Below are 19,536 nucleotides of genomic sequence, written 5' to 3'. Positions count from 1 at the left end.
TTTTGGTTGGATTTACATCGTTTAGATATGTAAATTGTTGTTATTAACCAAGTATTGTTGACATTTTTCCCACCAAATGGCCTTTTTCCCATTTAATGATGTTTTTCCCAGTCTCTTCCCATTCCATAGGATATATGCTAAAATGAATTAATTAATTAATTGGAAAGGGGCAAAAAAACATTGAAAGTTACTATTGATGATATTGTTAAAGAAACTGGCCTATCTAAGTCCACCATTTCTCGTGCGATTACCAACAAAGGATCTGTTAGCGAAGGTGCACGATTAGAAATCGATAAAGCTATCAGAAAATTGGGGTATAAGTCCAAACATGCGAGCCTCTTTGGATCAAAGGCCGTTGCAGTCATATCCCTGGACCTCTCCATAAGCTATGCACAGGCAACACATGTTCGATATATACAAACATTAACCCGATATTTCAAAGAACTGGGATGTGTTGTGTTTACCCTAGACTGCTGTGGCAGCCGGTCCACCATGGAGTATTATCTGAAAAAACTGACTCACAGTGAATTTTTGGGCATATTTATTTTGAGCTATGTCGGCTATTCGGATTTTAACGATGATATTCGCAACTCCAATTGTCCCATTGTGCTGATAAATCATTATCCTAATACTCTAAATCTAGACGTCGTAAGCATTGACAATTTCACTGCTGGATTGATAGGCGGTAGTCACTTTATCAAAAACGGCCACACTGATATCATGATTCTCAGTGGCACTTATGAATCTGCAACCTCGCGCAATAGAATTTGGGGGATTCGAGAGGCCTATAAAGAGAATGGAATGGTCATTAATGACTGCAACATTCTTCCAACTAACTTCACTTATGATGATGGTTACGAATTTGCTTTGCGTTTTCTACGTGGGGATTATTCCGCAACCGGTGTATTTTGTATGAACAGTACCCTAGCTTCCGGCATCATTGATGCGTTTGTTCTCGGCGGAAAACGAATACCCCAAGATTTAAGTATCATTTGCTCGGACTATCTTCCCGCTCCAAAGAAAAGCGGACTCGCACTTACTACGGTTTGTCTTGATGATGTAGCAATCGCAACCGCAGCAGCCGACCTAATGATGGAGCGAATTAGAAAACCTGACGACCCAAAACGGAACGTGGTTTTTTCGCCTATTCTTAGCGAGGGAAATAGCGTTCGAGATATTTCGAAAGGGAAATAGTGGTGGTTTTAGAATCCATGTATTTACCACATGAATGCTAATCAAGGGTCAAAAGAGTGTAAGAGAACAGTTGCTGGTCGGAATTCTGCGTCGACCACCTGACTTATCAAACCAAGCCGGGTAGTCAGAACAATTTACGTAGGTATGGTTCGCTGTTTGCTAACCGCGCAGATACTTGCCGATAGATTTATTGCAGTTCAGCCTGTAATAGGCAAGTGGTACCCCTTTTAGGTAAATAAACGCCATTTCGCTTTGCGTTATGCGGCGAGATAGAACGGTGCAAACGGCGGGAAAATGACAGATTGAGATGAAAGTTTTCATGATCTAACTGTCCTCTCAGCTCAAATACATTGCGAATGATTTTGGATACTCCTTTTTAAATGATCCCATTTTGAAATACTCTATGATTAAAATGGGAAATCACACCACTGTGCTTCTATATCTCTCCACCCCTGCATATACATGGAGGGACGACCTGGGGGAGAGGAAGTGGAAGCGATGAAATTACGGGCAGCCGCGCTGTGTTTTTTGCTGTGCCTGCTCCTGACCGCCTGCAGCGGGGAGCGGGAAGAAGGCCCGTCCCCTATTTTAGGCCGGGCGGCAGAGATCTCCGAGGAGGAGACGCTGCTGACAGTGGATGGCCGGGCGGTGCCGGGGTGGCGGTATCTGTATTGGCTGGCCTATACCTGCGACCGCATCCGGGATCGTTATCAGGAGACTGGCGGGACCCTGGACTGGCAGACTGCCGTTGCCGGCGGGACGCTGGCGGACTATGCCAAGGATCAGGCCCTGGCGGACACGGCCCTGTATGCCACCGTGGAAAACTGGGCGGATAAGTACGGCTGTACGCTGGCAGAGCCGGATCAGGAGATTCTGACCGCCCAATGGGAGGAACAGGCGGCGGAGCGGGGCGGCGAGGCGGCTTATCTGGCAGATCTTGCGTCTTTGGGCCTGGACCGCCAACGGGCAGAAGAGCTGGCTGGGGTCGGACTGCTGTACGGAAAGCTGTGGGGCCTTTCCGGTGAGGCGGACAGCCCTTTGGCACCGAAACAGGAGGACTTGATCCACTATGGGGAGGAACAGGGCGTTTTGACGGTGGACCGCATCTTGGTGGCTGCCGGGGAAGACAGGGAGGCCGCCCGGCAGCGGGCAGCCAAACTTTTTGCCCAGCTCAACGACGCAACAGACCAGGCAGCTGTGTTCAGTGATTTAGCGGCAGCGGGAGACGATCCTGCCGGTCCCCGTACGCTGCTGCCAGAAGAGAAGCTGTGGTCTGGTACGCTTTTGGATGCGGCCAAAGCGCTGGAGGAGGGGCAGTGTTCCGGCATTTTGGAGTCGGAAGAGGGCTTTTCCATCCTCCGGCGGCTTCCGCTGGATCCAGAGGCGCTGACAGAGGATTACTTCGATCACATGCTGCAGCGGGGAGCGGAGCAGGCGGTGGTGGAGACAGAGGCCGCTTACGGGGACCTGGATGCCGCCGCCTTTTACCAGGCGCTGGCGGATCTCCGCGCCGCAGGACGGAAAAGCTGAACAAAGGTATGTATCCGCTATTTTCGTCAAGGTGACGAAAATAGCGGATATTTTGTCAAATATTTAACAAATTTTATGAAAAAGCCAGATTTGCATTGACGCGGACGGAAAAAACCCCTATAATGAAATTCGCGAGGAGTTGATGGCTACGCAATTGATAAAATTTTGACAATTATGTCAGAGTTTTGACAATCACTGCTCGCTTGATTTTGTATCCGAGGCGGCGTGGACCGCCGTCAATCAAAAATTTAAGGAAAAATGGAGGAACACCCATGAAAGACCTGTACATCGTAAATTGCTGCAGAACCGCTATTGGTTCCTTTGGCGGCTCCCTGAAGAACACCCCCGCTGCCGAGATGGGCGCTATCGTCGTCAAGGAGGCTCTGAATCGTGCCGGTGTTAGCCCTGAGCAGGTGGACGAGCTGATGTTCGGCTGCATCCTGACCGCAGGCCTGGGCCAGAACGTTGCCCGCCAGGTCTCCATCAAGGCTGGTATCCCCTATTCTGTTCCCGCTTACACCGTGGGCATGGTCTGCGGTTCCGGTATGAAGTCCGTCATCGAGGGCGCCCGCTCCATCCTGGCCGGCGATTCCGATATCGTGGTCTGCGGCGGCACCGAGAACATGAGCGCCGCCCCCTATGCCGCTCCCGACGCCCGCTGGGGCGCCCGCATGGGCGACAAGAAGCTGGTGGACACTATGATCAAGGACGGCCTGTGGGACGCTTACAACAACTATCATATGGGCACCACCGCTGAGAACATCAACGACGTCTGGGGCATAACCCGCCAGGAGCAGGACGAGTTTGCCGCTGCCTCCCAGCAGAAAGCTGAGGCCGCCCAGAAGTCCGGCCGCTTCGACGACGAGATCGTGCCGGTGCCTGTGAAGGTCAAGAAGCAGGTCGTGGACTTCAAGGTCGACGAATTCCCCCGCGCCGGTGTTACCGCCGAGGGCATTTCCAAGCTGCGGGGCGCTTTCCCCGTAGGTCCCGAGTCCCCCGCTCCCCAGGTCGTGCACACCTTTGAGCCTACCGGTTGCAAGGAGACCGATGACAAGGGCCAGCAGCGCGTCACCGCTGCCAATGCCTCCGGCATCAACGACGGCGCCGCCGCCATCGTGCTGGCCTCCGGCGAGGCTGTGGAGAAGTACGGCCTGAAGCCCATGGTCAAGCTGATCGGCTGGGGCCAGGGCGGCGTCGATCCCAAGATCATGGGCGTTGGCCCTGTTCCCGCTTCCCGCGCTGCTATGGCCAAGGCCGGCGTCACCATCGACGACATCGACCTGGTGGAGGCCAACGAGGCCTTTGCCGCTCAGTCCATCGCCGTGGCTCGTGAGCTGGGCTTTGACATGAGCAAGGTCAACGTCAACGGCGGCGCCATCTCCCTGGGCCATCCCGTCGGCGCTTCCGGCGCCCGTATCATCGTGACCCTGGTCCACGAGATGATGAAGCGCCCCGAGGTCAAGAAGGGCCTGGCCACGCTGTGCATCGGCGGCGGTATGGGTACCGCTGTGGTCGTGGAGAAGTGCTGAGCTTCTGAAGCGTAATCGTTCAAGAAACGGACAAAACGCCCTGGCTTTCGCCAGGGCGTTTTTTATGGGCGGAGGCATGGAGCAGCCCTGACAAACAGCCGCCGCCTGAGATATCCGAGTCGGGAAAAGGCGAGGCCCGGCGGCTGAAGCCGCCGGGCTTTGTTCAGTCTTTTCGGATGGTAATGGCGTTCACCGGGCAGCCATTGGCGGCATCCCAAACACGGGAGCTCCGGGACGGCTGAGGCTGGGCGATGACGGCAGACGCTCTGCCCACCACCCGGAACACCTCCGGGGCAGCATAGGCGCACATCCCGCAGGCGATGCAGCGGGTTGGGTCGACGGTCACGGTCATAGGGCGGCTCCTTCCTTCTCTGAACTTCCTCTATTGTAATACAGAACGACGATTTCTCCAAGAAGTTTTTCAGGGAAATGCTTTTTCCGCAAAGCCCATTTTTTAAGATTGGAAAATTTGAGAGGAAACACCGGAAATTGTAACACTTTCTTCATTTACTTTGCGGGGAAAATGTGCTATGCTTACTGGTGTTATGTAGACTGAACGGCGTGAAACATATGGAGGTACATCATGAAGCAGCTTTCCCGCAAATTTTTGTCGATCCTGTTGGCTTTGACTCTGCTGGCGTCTCTGACCCTGCCTGCCGCCGCATCCGAGGCGCTGGGTGAGGATCTGACCAGCAAAGACACGCTGCTGAATCAGGAGACCCAGCTCTCCACCAACGTGTTCTGGAGCACGTCCCAGTCTGATCTGCGGACGGAGAACTTCATCACCTACGCCCCCAACGTCGACGTGACCCCCATTGTGACCTACGGCGATGTGCTGACGGACCGGAGCAAGGTCTCCGCCATGGCGAAAACGCTGGAGGAGGCCAAGGGCTACCGGGTGGTAGCGGGCATCAACGGCGACTTTTACAATGTGAACAACGGCCTGCCCATCGGCATCGTGGTGACTGATGGGCAGCTGCGCAGCAGCGATGCCGGGTACTACGCCATCGGCTTCCGGCGGGACGGCTCCGCCGTGCTGGGCAAACCGGGCGTCAAGGTGACCGCGGACCTCGGCTACGGCACCCCCACGGAGGTGATCCGGACCCTGGGCGGCGTGAACAAGGCCCGGGCGGCCACAGGCGGCATTTACCTCTATACGTATGATTTCAATGCCAAGCACACCACCGGCAACACGGAGGCCGGTGTGGACGTGGTCTGCACCGTGGAGGAGGGCCCCCTTGCCATCGGCGGGACCGTGACGCTGACGGTGGACCGGGTGGTGGAAACCACTACTGCCGCCACCGCCATCAACAAGGGTGAAGTGGTGCTGTCCGCCAATCTTCAGTCCAGCAGCTATTATGTGGACGCGCTGCGGAACATCCCTGTGGGCAGCGAGATCACTATTACCGTGGAAGCTGCCAGCAGCGAGTGGGAGGACGTAGAGTATGCCGTGGGCGCTCTGTATTCTCTGGTGGAGAACGGCGCCATAGTCTCCGGGCTTCAGGCCGGGTCCAATCCCCGCACCGCCGTGGGCCAGAAGGCCGACGGGACTCTGATCTTCTACACCATCGACGGCCGGAAGTCCGGCCATTCCATCGGCGCCTCCATGACCCAGGTGGCCCAGCGGATGATCGAGCTGGGCTGCGAGACGGCGCTGTGCCTGGACGGCGGCGGCTCCACCACCCTGGCCATCACGGAGCCGGACGAGACGGAGGCCAAGACCATCAACTCCCCCTCCGACAACGCGGAGCGGGCCGTGTCCAACCAGATCTTCCTGGTGGCGGACTGGGAGCCCAGCGGACGGCTGAGCCATTTCTATGTCAGCGCCGACTACAGCTACGTGCTGGCGGGCAGCAAGGTGAATATCTCCGCTGCCGCTGTAGACACCAATTTCATTCCCATGGAAAAGCGGTATGATCTGTGGGCCAGCGACGGTGACCTGGACGGCAATGTCCTGACCACGCCCAGCCGGGGCGGCGATATCACCGTCACCGCCGAGAGCGGCGGCAAGCAGGGCGTTACCACCGTCCACGCCATCAAGACGCCGGACGATGTAGCCATCCGGGACGCCAGCGGCAAGCTGCTGACTTCCCTGACTGCGGCGCCCGGCACCGTCACATCGCTGACCGCCACGGCGGCTTACAGCCACCTGCCCCTGAAGGCGGACCCGGAGGCCTTTACCTGGACGGTAGACGGCGGCATCGGCACCATTGACCAGTGGGGCCAGTTCTCCGCCACAGCACCCGGCACCGGGACCATCACCGTCTCCGCCGGCGGGCGCAGCGCGTCCATCAGCGTGACGGTCTCCAAGGCCGCGTACCGCACGGTGGAGGACTTTGAGGCGGAGTTCACCGCTTTGGCGGACAGCGGCATCAGTCTGAGCCAGAACCGCAATATGGAGCTGGTCCGCTATGGCAAGGCCTCCGGCAAACTGGACTATGACGCTTCCTCCGGCTTTGTGCAGGTACCGGTATCCTACGCCTTCCCCGGCACCTCCATGGTGACCTTCTGGGTCTACGGCGACAATTCCGGCAACGTGCTGGGCATTGAGACCATGGACGCCGCCGGCAATGTGACGAACACGGATCAGGTCACGCTGGACTTCACCGGCTGGATGCCGGTCCAGAGCGCCATGCCCGCCGGCACCACTGCCATCACCGGCCTGTACGTCCACGGCCCGGCCTATGTGGACGAGAACGGCGAGACCGCCTATCAGCCGGGCACCAGAGGTGCCATTTATCTGGACCAGTTCACAGCGGCATACAGCAGCCTGGACCAGACGGCGCCCGCAGTCACTGCCTCTCTGGATAACCAGAACTGGCAGGTGACGGCCACCGTGGAGGACAACGTGGACGGCCTGCTGCCGAAATCCGCCATTTCCGTATCCTACAATGGCGGTGCCTATGACTTCCTGTATGACCAGGCCACCGGCAGGGTGACGGTGGCCCTGCCCGGCCCCGGCGACAGCCACGCGGCCATGCGGGTCACCATTACCGCCAAGGACGGCTCCGGCAACATCGGCCGGGCATCTGTGGATGTGGAGCCTTACGGCGTGGCCCATCAGTTCACCGACATCAACGATTACTGGGCGGCCACCTATGTGGACCACCTGTACAACGCCGGTGTCACCACCGGCTATGACGACGGCACCTTCCGGCCCAACCAGAACATCACCCGGGCTCAGTTCGCCGTGATGCTGTACCGCTACCTGGGATTGGACGAGAGCAAGTACACCGGCGTGACCCTGCCTTTCGCCGACAATGACAAGATCGCGGCCTACGCCATTCCCGCCATCAAGGCGCTGTATTCCGAAGGGATCATCAACGGTTCCACCGGCAGGGACGGCAGGATGTATTTCAATCCCAACAGCTCCTTGACCCGCGCCCAGGCTGCCACCATGATCGGCCGGACCCAGTCCAAGGGCTATGCCACCGTCAGCCTGACCTTTACGGACACTGCCAAGATCCCCGCTTATGCCACCTACTACATCCAGACCATGGTGGCCCAGGGTATCATCGGCGGCTATACCGACGGCAGCTTCAGGCCCAACAACAACATCACCCGGGGCCAGATGGCGAAGATCCTGTACAATCTGATGTGATGGAACGATGAAAAAAATCCGGCGGCAACTTGCCGCCGGATTTTTTACTGCTTCTCCAAGCCTGTGTGGACCAGCCGGTAAAGGAACAGCAGGACCTGCTCCCGGGTACAGAAGCTCCGATACTGCTTTCGGCCCCGGGTGTCTCCCAGGATGATCCCGCCCAAGTCCGGGCCGCTTGCCCTTCCTCTGTCTGGATGCTGGGGGCCAGCCCGGCCCGGCTTTCCAGCCACGCGTCCGCCAGCTTATTAAAGGCTGCTTGATCCATGTCGTTCTCCTCCTCGTACTCTGGGCGGTAGGCTCCCAGCGTCTGCCAGGGTTCCCTGACCCGTCGCTGGACCTGATCGCCGTTGGCGTCATTTTCCAGGCCTGTGTTTCCCTCGATGGTCCGCAGGCGGCCGTTCGCCAGGACCCCTTCCACCAGACCGATATGCTGGGAAGAGGTCCGTTTCTTATCGAACCGCAGAAAGACCAGGTCGCCAGGAAGATATCCGCCGGCGGTCAGGAGGCTGTGGGCGCTGGCGTAGTCCAGCAGGGCGGCTGCAGCCAGGACCCAGGCTGCGCCATTTACAGTCCCGCACCCGGAGCGCCGGACAGCAGCCACAGCGCCGCCGCCCCGGCTGCGCTCCAAAGCAGCTTATCCACCAGGCTTTCCCAGCGCTTGCCAGGCTGCTGCTCCAGCGCGTCCACCTTGCTGTCGATAACATCCACTTTTTCTGAAATGCCCTTCTGCTGTTCCGCCATCACCGCTACTGAAGCGGCAATGCTGTGCAGGGTCTTTTGATTTTGCTCTACGGCGTCCATACGGTGTTTTAGGGAACGGATCTCATGCAGGTGTCCGTCCAGAGCAACGGCCACTTCCTCGTTCGTCATAGGCTCCCTCCTTTCATGATTTGGGGCGCAAGGGGGGCCTTTTGCATGGAGCTGTGCAAGGGAGCGGCGTTTTTGGCGGATACTGCTTGCTTTGGCTGAAATATTGCGCTATGATACCCTCAGTGGGCAAAGAATGACACGGCTTTCTGGGGCGATTTTGACCGCCGGCGGGCGTACTGTCCAGGGAGGCGGAACGAGGTGGAAAGGAAGGAAAAAGTCTATGCTGTATGGAACGACAAGGCACCTGGAGACCTATCGGGGGATACATCCTGGCGTTATGCGGGGATTGGAGCTTCTGCGGGACACGGATTTTTCCAGGCTGGAGGATGGCCGGTATGAGGTGGACGGAGAAAACTTGTTTTTCTTCATCCAGAGCTATGAGAACAAGCCAGTGAATGAGACCCCGGAATCCCACAGAAAGTACGTGGACATCCAGTACCTGATCTCCGGACAGGAACTGATGGGGATCGCTCCCCTGGAGGACATGACGGAGGTGGTGGAGGCCCGCCCTGAGGGGGACATCTGGCTGCACCACGGCCCTACGGACAAGATTCTGGTAACAGGGGATCGCTTTGTGGCCTTCTGGCCGGAGGATGCCCATGCGCCGGGCATCGCCGTGGACGAGCCGGAGCCTTGCCGCAAGTGCGTGGTGAAGGTGCGGGTCGGCTGAAATAAAAAAAGGACCGTGGAAGATCCCACGGTCCTTTTTTGTTGGAGGATGCCTGACTGTCAGGCCAGGTTTTTCTCAGTTTCCTTGTCAAACAGGTGGATGGATTCAGGACGGAAGGTGAAGTTCATCTGCGTGCCATAGGTGATGCCGCTCCGCAGCTCCTGGGGAAGGTCGCCGGTGGGGACCCGCAGGACCACGTCCTTGCCGTTGCTGGTGACATGCAGATAGTACTCGCTGCCCATCATCTCAGAGACCTCCACGGTACCGGACAGGATGCCGTCGCCGGAATCGGCGGTGAAACGGATGTGCTCCGGGCGAATGCCCAGGACCACGTCCTTGGCCTCGATGCCGGCCAAAGCCTTCTGAGTCTCATCGGTCAAAAGGATCTTGGTGCCAAATACATCGGCGTGGTAGGAACCCTCGCCGTCCTTCACCAGCTTGGCGTCGAAGAAGTTCATCTGCGGCGTGCCGATGAAGCCGGCCACGAAGATGTTAGCGGGATGGTCGAAAACCTCCTGGGGCGTGCCGATCTGCTGGATGTAGCCATCCTTCATGATGACGATGCGGTCCGCCAGGGTCATGGCCTCGGTCTGGTCATGGGTGACGTAGACGAAGGTGGTGTTGATCCGCTGGCGCAGCTTGATGATCTCGGCCCGCATCTCATTGCGGAGCTTGGCATCCAGGTTGGACAGGGGTTCGTCCATCAGCAGCACCTTGGGTTCCCGCACGATGGCGCGGCCAATGGCCACGCGCTGACGCTGGCCGCCGGATAGAGCCTTGGGCTTGCGGTCTAAGTACTGGGTGATGCCCAGGATCTCGGCGGCGTCTTTGACCCGCTTGTCGATCTCGTCCTTGGGTACCTTTTTCAGCTTCAAGGGGAACTCCATATTCTCCTTGACGGTCATGTGGGGGTACAGGGCGTAGCTCTGGAACACCATGGCGATGTCCCGGTCCTTTGGCTCCACATCGTTGACCAGGCGGCCGTCGATATACAGCTCGCCTTCGCTGATCTCCTCCAGACCGGCCACCATCCGCAACGTGGTGGACTTGCCGCAGCCGGAAGGACCCACCAGCACGATAAATTCCTTGTCGGCGATGTCCAGATCGAAATCATGGACAGCGGTGACGGCGTTGTCGTAGATCTTTTTGATGCCCTTCAGATTCACAGTTGACATGGTACATTGGCCGTGACTCCCGCGCCTCCGCGCTGAAGCCTCCCCGCCGCGTGAGCGAACGGGCTTACGGCAGGTCTCCACACTGCCGCACCGCCGGCCGGCGGTTTTTTCCTCCTTTTTGTTGGTGTCCGCCCCTATAAAAATGGAGTAGAGGACGGACCCTGGTTTTTGGGGGGACGCGTATTTGCAAGGTCCCGGCGGAAAGGCTGAGAGAGACACCCTTGACCTACGGCCAACGATTTTTTCACCAGCCAGCCCTCATTGGCTCAAAGAGCGCCGGAGACCACCTTGCCGTGGAAAATAACTGCCTTCAGCTCCAGATGTTTGTCCAAAACGGCGATGTTGGCCGTTTTGCCCACATCCAGGCTGCCGACCCGGTCATAGATTCTTAGGACCTTGGCGGGATTCACTGCTGCAGCGGTTACCGCGTCGGCCAGGGGGATGCCGAAGGAAACTGCCGTTTTGAGGCAGCCCATCAAGTCTGTGACGGAGCCCGCCAGAGTGCTGGGGTCGTGGGCCAGCGTGGCCCGGGGCCCCTTGACGATGATCTCCTGGCCGCCGAAGGGATACTGGCCGTCGGGCATGCCGGTGGCCCGGAGAGAGTCGGAAATCAGCACCATCCGCTCCGCGCCGAAGAGCCGGAAAGCGGCCCGCACCACGCTGGGGTGGATGTGGATGCCGTCGCAGATCAGCTCTGTCCGAACGGCGGGATGGTCAAAGGCTGCGCCCACTACGCCGGGCACCCGATGTGTGAAGGGTGGCATGGCGTTGAACAGGTGGGTGCAGTGGGTGGCGCCGGCGTCCATGGCGGCGCTGGCGGTGTCATAGTTTGCCGTGGTGTGTCCCACGGAGACCGTGATACCGTCCGCTGCGGCACCCTGGATAAACTCCATGGCGCCGGGCCGCTCAGGCGCCACGGTGACCAGCTTCACCAGCCCCTGAGCGGCTGTCTGGAGCCGCCGGAGCATGGGGAGGTCGGGATCGTGGAGCCAGGCGCCGTTCTGGGCGCCCTTTTTGGCTTCGCAGAGGAAGGGACCCTCCAGGTGGATGCCCTCCAAGTCCGCGCCGGGAACGCCCGCCGCCTTATGGGCGGCGGCAGTTTGGCAGATCTTGGTCAGCTGCTCCTCCAGCAGGGTCATGCCGGCGGGGCAGATCTGCGTTACGCCCCGGGACAGCTCATACTGGGCGATCCGTGCCAGGCCCTCGGCGCTGCCGTCAGAGAAGTCCTCGCCTACGCAGCCGTGGAAGTGAAGGTCTGTGAGGCCGGGAATCAAATAACAGCCCCCAGCGCTGACAGCGCCGGCCGCCTCCCGGGCGATCGTCTCCCCCTCGATGCATAGGTCTTTGGATACAAAGCCCTGCTGGGCATCAAATACCCGTGCGCCAGTTATCCGCATACAGCCACCCCCGCAGCCACCAGCTTGCTCAGCGCGGCCTTGTCGCCCACCAGGACCATGTCGTTGTGGAGCTGGAGGATGGAGGCAGGACACGCCGGCGTGATGGGACCGCAAAACGCGTTGTACACGGCGTCGGCCTTGTCGGCGCCGCTGGCGATTAGCAGGACCCGGCGGGCGGCCATGATGCAGCCGATGCCCATGGTCAGTGCCTGGCGGGGCACATCGTCGGCGCTGGCGAAGAACCGGGCGTTGGCGTCGATGGTGCTCTGGGTCAGATCCACCACATGGGTCTCCTTCACATAGCTGCCGCAGGGCTCGTTGAAGCCGATGTGGCCGTTGCGGCCCAGGCCCAGCAGCTGCAGGTCGGCATAGCCCAGGGAGCGGACCAGCTCGTCGTACCGGGCGCACTCAGCGTCAGGATCGGCGGCCAGACCGTCGGGCACATAGGTGTTGGCCACGTCGATGTCGATGTGGTCAAAGAAGTTGGTCTGCATAAAATAGCGGTAGCTCTGGTCATGGGTCGGGGGCAGGCCCTTGTACTCGTCCAGATTGACGGTGCGGACCTCCTTGAAGCTAAAGTCGCCCCGCTGGTTCCAGACGGTCAGCTGCTTGTAGGTGCCGATAGGGGTCGAGCCGGTGGCCAGGCCCAGCACGCAGTCCGGACGGCGGATGACCTCGGCGGAAATGAGGTTGGCGGCACGGCGGCTCATAGCTTCGTAATCCGCCTCCTGATAGATCCTCATAGTGGTTTCTCCTTCTGTTTCGCGATGGATTTCAGCAGTACTTGGCGATGGCGGCGGCGATCATGGCGGCCACCTCGTCCACCACGGCCTCATCGCCGGGGACCAGGGGCGCCAGCGGCAGACGGACAGAGCCGCAGTCGGGCCCGCCCTGCTTGCGGAGGACGGCCTTGATGACGGCGTACATGTTGCCATGGGCGGAGCACATCTTGTAGATGATGCGGCAGGCCTCATTCTGGACCTCCCGGGCTTCTTCCATTTTTCCAGCCAGGAACAGCTCCCGGATCTTCAGGAACAGCTCCGGCATGGCGCCGTAGGTGCCGCCGATGCCGCCGTCAGCGCCCATGGACAGGCCGCCCAGCAGCTGCTCGTCGGGGCCGTTGAACACGACGGCGCCTTCGTCCTTCCACATTTGGATATCCTGCACAGGCATGGAGGAGTTCTTCACGCCGATGACCCGGGGATTCTTCAGCATCTCCTTCAACAGTCCGGTGTTCAGAGCCACGCCGGCCAGCTGGGGGATGTTGTAGATGACGAAATCGGTGTTGGGAGCGGCGTCGGAGATGTCGTTCCAGTACTTGGCGATGGCGTGGTCAGGCAGGTGGAAGTAAATGGGGGGGATGGAGGCAATGGCGTCCACGCCCAGGGATTCGGCGTGAGCGGCCAGCTCCCGGGAGTCAGCGGTGTTGTTGCAGGCCACATGGGCAATGATGGTCAGCTTGCCCTTGGCGACGGCCATCACGTTCTCCAGCACCAGCTTGCGCTCCGCCACGGACTGATAGATGCACTCGCCGGAGGAACCGCCCACATACAATCCCTTGACGCATTTGTCCACGAAATACTGGGTCAGCTCGCGGACCGCCTGGGGATCGATGGCTCCCTCGGCGTCATAGCAGGCATAAAACGCGGGGAAAATGCCCTGATACTTGGCAATGTCTTTCATAGCGATCAAACGCTCCATTCTTTTTCAGTATACCGGGAAATCGCTGTTTGATACGTTTTTCCGATCATCCCTTCACAGCGCCCATGGTGATGCCCTGCGTGAAGTACTTCTGGAAGATCAGGAACACGATGATGATGGGGGCGGCAGCCAGGGCGGCACCGGCCATCAGCAAGCCCATATCCACAGAGGTCTCTGCCTGCATGGTGGCGATGCCCAGGGAAATGGTGTAGTTGGCGTTGCTGCTCAGCATGACCAACTGCATGAAGTAGTCGTTCCAGCTGTTGATGAAGGTGAAGATGGCCAGCGCGCCTACGCCGGGTTTGACCATGGGCAGGACGATGGTGGTGAAGGTGCGGATCTCGCCCGCGCCGTCAACCCGGGCGGCCTCCAGGATCTCGCCGGGAATGCCTTCTGCAAACTGTTTCATCAAAAATACGCCGAAGGGCCAGCCCACTGTGGGGAAGATGACGGCCCACAGGGTGTTCACCAGATGCAGAGCGGACATCTCGCGGATCAGCGGGATCAGGATGACCTGCTTAGGCAGGGCCATGGCGCACACGATCAGAGAAAACAGCAATGTACGGCCCACGAACCGCTTCTTGGCCAGGGCATAGCCGGCCATGGCGGCGGTAAGGCAGGTGAGGATCATGGCCATGACGGACATGAACACGGTGTTTACCAGCCAGCGGATAGCGCCGGGGACAGTGGGCCCCACGGAAAAGTATACAGTTTCGCCGGTGATGGCCCTGGAGAAGGGCACCGCCAGCTCCCACAGAGGCGCAGAGCGCATGCCGAACAGTTTATCGAAATTGGCTTTGGTCCACTCGGAGGGAAACCAAACGGGTTCTGTGGCGTAGATGTCCACGGCGGGTTTGAAAGCGCCAGTAATGATCCAGTACAGCGGGAACAGGAACAGGATTGCCAGCACGATCAGAACGACGACGCTGAGGATACGGTAAGCCTTGGTGCGGCCGGATGTGATCTTCATATCTCTGTCCCCCCCTTACTTTTCTTTCGCCAGCCGGAACTGCAGCGCAGAGAGCAGTCCGATGAAGATGGCCAGGATGACGCCCATGGCGTTGGCATAGCCGAAGTGGCCGGCCTGCTCCGTGAGCTTGAAGGCGGTGTAGTAAATGTAGTACATCACCGTGTTGGTGTCCGAGCCGCCCTGGGTCAGCAGCTGGATCAGGGCGAAGCACTGGAAGGAGTTGATGGTGGTGATGACCAGGATATACAGGGTCGTGGGCATGATCTGGGGCCACTTGATCTTCCAGAACACCTGCATGTTGGTGGCGCCGTCCACCTCGGCAGCCTCCACCAAGGACTGGTCCACGTTGCCCAGCGCGGAGACGTACAGCACGATAGGCTGGCCCACAGAGGTGGTGAACAGGATCAGAATGATGCACCAGATAGCGATCCCTGGCGTACCCAGGAAGTTGATGTTATCCTTGATCACGCCGGAGCCTTTCAGCACGGCATTGAACAGGCCGGTGTAATTGTCGAACATCCACTTCCACACCACGGTGACAGCCACGGAGCCAGTGACCACGGGCAGGTAGAAGATGCAGCGGAAGGCGGACAGGGCGGGGCCCTTCATCTTATAAATCGCGGAGGACACCCAGAGGGAAAATGCGCATACGGTGGGCACACTGACGATCACGATGAGGAAGGTATTCTTCAGCGACATCATAAACGTCTTGTCGTGGAACAGGTCCATAAAGTTCTGGAAGCCCACGAAGCTGCCAGGATCATTCATATTGGCGCTGGTCAGGCTGGTGTAGATGCAGATGAACATGGGGATGATGACGAAGCCAAGGAAGAAGATCAGACTGGGCAGCAGGAACATATAGCCGGAGATGGTCTCGCGCCGCACCAGCGCCCGGCTCATGGTGGATCTAGGCTGTTTTGCCAAAACGAATCTCTCCTCTCTCAAAAGCTGTATGCGGGTGGAGATGCGCATCACAGGCCGGCCATCGGCCGGTCATGCGCATCTCCATCCGGAAGAAAAGGAACGCCCCTCCCCCGTTACGCGCGGGGAAGGGGCGCGCAGCCCTTCTTAATGCGGGAAGTGGTTTTGGATGGATCTATCAGCCTTGGGCGGCGGCGTTGGCATTGGCCATGCGGGCGGCAATGGTCTCGTTGATATCAGCACCGTTGCCGATCTCCTGCAGCATGTTCCACCACTCGGTGCGCTGAGCGGCCCAGCCCTTGATGACGTTGTAGTAGTCGCCCATATTGGGGACCATGAGGGCGGCGTACTCGTTGAGCATCACATTATCGGAGACCTTGCTCAGGTCGGTGCCCTCGGCAGCGGTACGGGCGGGGAAGAAGGTGGAGGTAGACACGGCATCCTTGGTGTGCGCAGAGTCGCACATGAACTTGATAAACTGTTTGGCAGCGTCGATACGGGCGGCATCGCCCTTGTCGAAGATGCCGAAGCCCCAGATGCCGCCGCATAGCTCAGCAGGGCTGCCGTCGGGAGTGGGGAAGTTCATGTAGACGATCTCCTCACCGGTGACGGTCTTGCCCTCGCCGGTGTTGGCGTTGTTAGGATTGATCTGCTGGGCGCTGTTCCAGCAGAAGGCCATCTTCAGAACGCCCTGATAGAACTTGGCGATCTCGTCGCCGCCCTCCAGAGAGGCGTCAAAGGCGATGCCGTCCATGGCCAGCAGTTCCTCAATGGCCTGCACGTTCTTGGGATCGTCCCAGGTGTAGGCGGTGTGGTCGGCGTTGGTGTAGGCGCCGCCGTACATGTTGTTGATCAGAGCACGGGTTCCCTGGTCGCCGCCCTGGCCCTTGCAGTACACAGCGGCCACGGTGCCACCGAAGTGATCGTACAGAGCCGCCACGGCCTTCTTGAAGTTCTCAGTGCTCCAAGTGCGGTTCTCCAGGTCCAGGTACTGGTCAGCGCCGGCCGCCTTGAAGGCGTCCAGGTTGACGGCCATGCAGTGGGCGGTCATGCACATGGGATACTCATACATTTTGCCCTCGGCATTGATGCAGGGAGTCAGGGCGGCCGCGATCAGTTCGCTCTTGTCGGTGTCATCCAGCATGTCGGACAGGTCCACCATGTAGCCCTTGGCACCCCAGTTGGCCACCAGGCGCTCGGGACCTTCCATGATCAGGTCGGGCTGGTTCTTGCCGGTGATGGCGGTGTTGACCTTGTCGTCACCGTCAGCATAGGCCAGGTACTCCACCTTGACCTCGATGCCGGTCTCAGCGGTGAAGGCGTCGGTCAGGGCTTTGACGTTATCCTCCTGGCCCCAGCCGCCCACGGGGTAGACCCACAGGTCGATGGACTGCGTGGCTTCGGCAGGAGCGGGCTCGTCGGTCTCAGCGGGTTTGGTATCCTCTGCGGGGGCCTTGTTGCCGCCGCAGGCGGCCAGGCTCAAGACCATGGCCAGGCTCAGGACAAGTGCAAGAAACTTCTTCATAGATGTACGTCCTCCTTGATAAAATCCGATATCAGTAAATTTTAACTACGATATCATAAGCATTGTATAAAATGTTGTAGATATTGTCAATAGTATCTGGAAAAAATTTTCAAGGAACACAAGATTTAGATAAAAATTTTCAGAAAAAGGACGGATCTTGTCAAATATGCTTGGAGGAAAGGGCGTCAGCGACCCGTTCCCGGACCTGTTTGACAGAGCCCTCGCTCCGGCGGCAGACCTCGGTGAAGAGAATGTCCACCAGGAACAGCTGGGCTATGCGGGCGGGGACGGAGCCAAGCTGCAGCGGATTTTCATTGGCGCCGCACTGCAGGATGACGTCCGCCTGGGCGGCGGCGGGAGAGCGGGGGTAGTGGGTCACCAGGATCACCTTGCAGTGCCGGTCACGGGCCACATCCAGCAGGTCCATCAGATCCCTGGTGGCGCCGGAATAGGAGAAGAACAGGATCGAGTCCTCCTCCGTCAGAGTGGCGGCGGCGATCAGCTGCAAATGGGAGTCGATGATCGCCGTGAATCCCGGCATGGCGGTGGAGAACAGGTGGGCCGCCTCGGCGGCCATGATCATGGAGCCGCCCTGGCCCATGCACAGGACCCGCTTGGACCGGCACAAGATGTCGGCGGCGGCCACCACATTTTCCGGGCGGACCATGGACAGGGTCTGGGCGAGGGCGTCCACCTCCGCGCCGTACAGCTTTTGGCACAGGTCCGGCACCGGATCATCCGGCGAGATCTCGCCGGACAGGAACAGCTCACCAGTGTGCTGGGCTGCGGCGTTGGCCACCGCCAGCTTAAACGCGTTGTAGCCCTTGTATTTCAAGCGGCGGCAGAAACGGGAGACCGTTGCCTCCGCCACGCCGCAGGCCTCTGCCAAGTCCGAAATGGACATGAACTGGGTATCCCGCTGGTGGGCGACCACATAATCCGCCACCTTCCGTTCCGCGGTGGTGAGCTGGTAATACTCGCTGCTGATCCGTTCCTGAAGATTTCGCTGTCCAAAAGGCATGGAAGTGCCTCCTCTTACGTTTGATGTTTGCAAAAACCGGGGGCCGTCAGGCCCGATCCAAGATCTCGCCGATCATGGTGTCCACCATGATGAGCATTCGGGGCAGGTGGAAGGGACCCTTGAAGGTGGAGCCTTTGGTGGAAGGCATTGTGGGCAGGCCGTCCCGCCGCAGGTAGCCGTACCACTCGCCGTACTCCGGATCGGCAAAGTGGGCCTTGCAGTAATCCAAGGTCTTTTTGAACCACTCCAGATACGCTTCGTCGCCGGTGTCCCGATAGATCATCATGGAGGAGATCAGGATCTCGTCGTGGGGCCACCACAGCTTCATGTCGTGCTCATAGGCCTCGGGGGGCTTGCCCAGGCAGTCGGTAAAGTACAGCAGTCCGCCGTACTCCTTGTCCCAGCCAGCCTCAATGGCCCAGTCGAAGATCTGGACCGCTTTTTTCACCAGCTCCCGGTCGCCGGTGCGCTGGGCGTGCTCCAGCAGGAACCAGACGCCCTCAATGTCGTGACCAGGATTGACGGTGCGGCCCTCGGTGTAATACAGGCGGGGAGTGCCGTCCTCGGCCACGTTTTCCAGCACGCACTTCAACTCCGGGTGGACGTGGTATCTAAAGATCTCATCCACACAGGCCTGGGCGCGCTCCTCATACAGGGCCTTCCGCTCCGGGTCGACCCGCAGCATCACGCCAGTGACGTTCAGAATGATCATGGGCGTGCCGAAGGCGCGGCCGGTGCGGGTATCGGAAATGGTTTTGGGCCCCAGGCCCGTGGGGTCCGGCGCGCCGTGGGCCAGATTCCAGTACAGGTCATAGGCCCAGCGGGCGCGCTTTAAATGCTCCGCCTCGCCGGTGACGCCGTAGTACTCGGCGTTGGCCAGGGCGTAAAAGGCTTCGGAGAAATAATAGCGCCGCTGCCGCAGGGGTTGGCCGTCCTCGGTGACGGTGAAATACAGCCGGTTGCCCGCCTGGGGATTGCGGCAGTGGTCCTCCAGAAAGTCGATGCAGCTCTTGGAAGCTGCCAGCCACTCCGGTTTGGGACCGTATACGTGGCACAGATAGGCGAAGATCCATCCGCAGCGGCCCTGCATCCACACGCTTTTGTCAGTGGAGTAGATCTCGCCCTTCCGGTCCAGACAGGTGTAAACGCCGCCATGGGTCTTGTCCATTCCGTTTTTCAGCCAAAAATCCACGCAGGTATCCAGTTGGTCCTGGATCCAGGAACGGCTTTCCTGAAGCAATTGCCTTGTATCCAATGGAACACACCTCATTTCAAAAAATAGTCCGCGGTGCGCCGCGGGAGCACAAATCTATTCTAGCAAATGAGAAAGAAATTTTCAATAAAAATAAATCGTGAAAATAATTATCAATCCATGGTGACAAGCTGTCCGTGGTGTGATATGATACAAGAACATGAAGTGCCCGCTCTGATT

At 59.0% G+C, this 19,536-nt stretch carries 17 protein-coding genes; 5 read left to right on the top strand and 12 right to left on the bottom strand.

The genetic code is table 11. The features are described from left to right. The first annotated feature begins 180 nt into the window (after positions 1–180). From Q0Z69_RS01070 to Q0Z69_RS01060, 3 genes are all read left to right on the top strand, one after another. Positions 181–1,194 (top strand): LacI family DNA-binding transcriptional regulator, encoded by a 1,014-nt coding sequence (locus Q0Z69_RS01070; RefSeq protein WP_298028962.1) that lies wholly within the window; start codon positions 181–183, stop codon positions 1,192–1,194. A 498-nt stretch (positions 1,195–1,692) separates the two neighbouring features. After that, positions 1,693–2,724: a hypothetical protein gene (locus Q0Z69_RS01065; protein ID WP_298028959.1), complete on the top strand. Its 1,032-nt coding sequence runs from the start codon at positions 1,693–1,695 to the stop codon at positions 2,722–2,724. A 272-nt stretch (positions 2,725–2,996) separates the two neighbouring features. Beyond that, positions 2,997–4,253, top strand: a complete 1,257-nt coding sequence (locus tag Q0Z69_RS01060; RefSeq protein WP_298028957.1) for an acetyl-CoA C-acetyltransferase — start codon at positions 2,997–2,999, stop codon at positions 4,251–4,253. Between the two features lie 163 nt (positions 4,254–4,416). On the opposite strand, the gene Q0Z69_RS01055 is transcribed toward Q0Z69_RS01060, so the two are convergent. Beyond that, a complete protein-coding gene (locus Q0Z69_RS01055; RefSeq protein WP_298028955.1) occupies positions 4,417–4,605 on the bottom strand; it encodes a ferredoxin in 189 nt (62 codons plus the stop codon). A 231-nt stretch (positions 4,606–4,836) separates the two neighbouring features. Between Q0Z69_RS01055 and Q0Z69_RS01050 the strand changes: the two genes are divergently transcribed. Beyond that, on the top strand, positions 4,837–7,854 hold the full coding sequence (locus Q0Z69_RS01050) for an S-layer homology domain-containing protein (RefSeq protein ID WP_298028953.1): 3,018 nt from the start codon (positions 4,837–4,839) through the stop codon (positions 7,852–7,854). Here Q0Z69_RS01050 and Q0Z69_RS01045 read toward each other — a convergent pair. Both Q0Z69_RS01045 and Q0Z69_RS01040 read right to left on the bottom strand, forming a co-directional pair. Then, on the bottom strand, positions 7,811–8,455 hold the full coding sequence (locus Q0Z69_RS01045) for a CHAP domain-containing protein (protein WP_298028951.1): 645 nt from the start codon (positions 8,453–8,455) through the stop codon (positions 7,811–7,813). The two genes, Q0Z69_RS01050 and Q0Z69_RS01045, sit on opposite strands and share 44 nt — an antisense overlap. Beyond that, positions 8,419–8,724, bottom strand: coding sequence for a hypothetical protein (locus tag Q0Z69_RS01040; protein WP_298028948.1), 306 nt, complete (start codon positions 8,722–8,724; stop codon positions 8,419–8,421). Before Q0Z69_RS01040 ends, Q0Z69_RS01045 begins: the two co-directional genes overlap by 37 nt. A gap of 220 nt (positions 8,725–8,944) precedes the next feature. Between Q0Z69_RS01040 and Q0Z69_RS01035 the strand changes: the two genes are divergently transcribed. Beyond that, positions 8,945–9,394, top strand: coding sequence for a YhcH/YjgK/YiaL family protein (locus Q0Z69_RS01035; RefSeq protein ID WP_298028946.1), 450 nt, complete (start codon positions 8,945–8,947; stop codon positions 9,392–9,394). A gap of 59 nt (positions 9,395–9,453) precedes the next feature. Here the strand turns inward: Q0Z69_RS01035 and Q0Z69_RS01030 are convergent, their stop codons facing one another. From Q0Z69_RS01030 to Q0Z69_RS00990, 9 genes are all read right to left on the bottom strand, one after another. Then, a complete protein-coding gene (locus Q0Z69_RS01030; RefSeq protein WP_298028938.1) occupies positions 9,454–10,569 on the bottom strand; it encodes an ABC transporter ATP-binding protein in 1,116 nt (371 codons plus the stop codon). 266 nt (positions 10,570–10,835) lie between these two features. Next, entirely contained in the window at positions 10,836–11,966 is a 1,131-nt protein-coding gene (gene nagA / locus Q0Z69_RS01025) for an N-acetylglucosamine-6-phosphate deacetylase (RefSeq protein ID WP_298028936.1), read from the bottom strand. Next, a complete protein-coding gene (nagB, locus tag Q0Z69_RS01020; protein ID WP_298028934.1) occupies positions 11,957–12,709 on the bottom strand; it encodes a glucosamine-6-phosphate deaminase in 753 nt (250 codons plus the stop codon). The genes nagA and nagB overlap by 10 nt, the downstream gene beginning before the upstream one ends. A 31-nt stretch (positions 12,710–12,740) precedes the next feature. Next, positions 12,741–13,649: a dihydrodipicolinate synthase family protein gene (locus tag Q0Z69_RS01015; protein WP_298028931.1), complete on the bottom strand. Its 909-nt coding sequence runs from the start codon at positions 13,647–13,649 to the stop codon at positions 12,741–12,743. Positions 13,650–13,713: 64 nt separating this feature from the next. Beyond that, positions 13,714–14,637, bottom strand: a complete 924-nt coding sequence (locus tag Q0Z69_RS01010; protein ID WP_298028929.1) for a carbohydrate ABC transporter permease — start codon at positions 14,635–14,637, stop codon at positions 13,714–13,716. A 15-nt stretch (positions 14,638–14,652) separates the two neighbouring features. After that, entirely contained in the window at positions 14,653–15,537 is an 885-nt protein-coding gene (locus tag Q0Z69_RS01005; protein ID WP_298029023.1) for a carbohydrate ABC transporter permease, read from the bottom strand. Positions 15,538–15,736: 199 nt separating this feature from the next. Then, positions 15,737–17,083 (bottom strand): ABC transporter substrate-binding protein, encoded by a 1,347-nt coding sequence (locus Q0Z69_RS01000; protein ID WP_298028927.1) that lies wholly within the window; start codon positions 17,081–17,083, stop codon positions 15,737–15,739. A 160-nt stretch (positions 17,084–17,243) separates the two neighbouring features. After that, the gene (locus Q0Z69_RS00995) at positions 17,244–18,104 is read right to left on the bottom strand and encodes a MurR/RpiR family transcriptional regulator (RefSeq protein WP_298028921.1); all 861 of its coding nucleotides are present in this window, start codon (positions 18,102–18,104) and stop codon (positions 17,244–17,246) included. A gap of 46 nt (positions 18,105–18,150) precedes the next feature. Then, positions 18,151–19,359, bottom strand: a complete 1,209-nt coding sequence (locus tag Q0Z69_RS00990) for an AGE family epimerase/isomerase (protein WP_298028919.1) — start codon at positions 19,357–19,359, stop codon at positions 18,151–18,153. Positions 19,360–19,536 lie beyond the last annotated feature (177 nt).

Source organism: uncultured Dysosmobacter sp., from assembly GCF_947631165.1.
Classification (GTDB): Bacteria; Bacillota; Clostridia; order Oscillospirales; family Oscillospiraceae; genus Oscillibacter.
The sequence above is the reverse complement of the archived record's forward strand: the minus strand, read 5'-3'. Positions and strand labels throughout refer to the sequence as shown.

Coding starts and splice junctions, on each gene's coding strand:
- Q0Z69_RS01010 (WP_298028929.1), bottom strand. CDS start 14,637: ATGAAGATCACATCCGGCCGCACCAAGGCTTACCGTATCCTCAGCGTC.
- Q0Z69_RS01055 (WP_298028955.1), bottom strand. CDS start 4,605: ATGACCGTGACCGTCGACCCAACCCGCTGCATCGCCTGCGGGATGTGC.
- Q0Z69_RS01005 (WP_298029023.1), bottom strand. CDS start 15,537: ATGAGCCGGGCGCTGGTGCGGCGCGAGACCATCTCCGGCTATATGTTC.
- Q0Z69_RS00995 (WP_298028921.1), bottom strand. CDS start 18,104: ATGCCTTTTGGACAGCGAAATCTTCAGGAACGGATCAGCAGCGAGTAT.
- nagA (WP_298028936.1), bottom strand. CDS start 11,966: ATGCGGATAACTGGCGCACGGGTATTTGATGCCCAGCAGGGCTTTGTA.
- Q0Z69_RS01065 (WP_298028959.1), top strand. CDS start 1,693: ATGAAATTACGGGCAGCCGCGCTGTGTTTTTTGCTGTGCCTGCTCCTG.
- Q0Z69_RS01040 (WP_298028948.1), bottom strand. CDS start 8,724: ATGACGAACGAGGAAGTGGCCGTTGCTCTGGACGGACACCTGCATGAG.
- nagB (WP_298028934.1), bottom strand. CDS start 12,709: ATGAGGATCTATCAGGAGGCGGATTACGAAGCTATGAGCCGCCGTGCC.
- Q0Z69_RS01035 (WP_298028946.1), top strand. CDS start 8,945: ATGCTGTATGGAACGACAAGGCACCTGGAGACCTATCGGGGGATACAT.
- Q0Z69_RS01015 (WP_298028931.1), bottom strand. CDS start 13,649: ATGAAAGACATTGCCAAGTATCAGGGCATTTTCCCCGCGTTTTATGCC.
- Q0Z69_RS01060 (WP_298028957.1), top strand. CDS start 2,997: ATGAAAGACCTGTACATCGTAAATTGCTGCAGAACCGCTATTGGTTCC.
- Q0Z69_RS01030 (WP_298028938.1), bottom strand. CDS start 10,569: ATGTCAACTGTGAATCTGAAGGGCATCAAAAAGATCTACGACAACGCC.
- Q0Z69_RS01000 (WP_298028927.1), bottom strand. CDS start 17,083: ATGAAGAAGTTTCTTGCACTTGTCCTGAGCCTGGCCATGGTCTTGAGC.
- Q0Z69_RS01050 (WP_298028953.1), top strand. CDS start 4,837: ATGAAGCAGCTTTCCCGCAAATTTTTGTCGATCCTGTTGGCTTTGACT.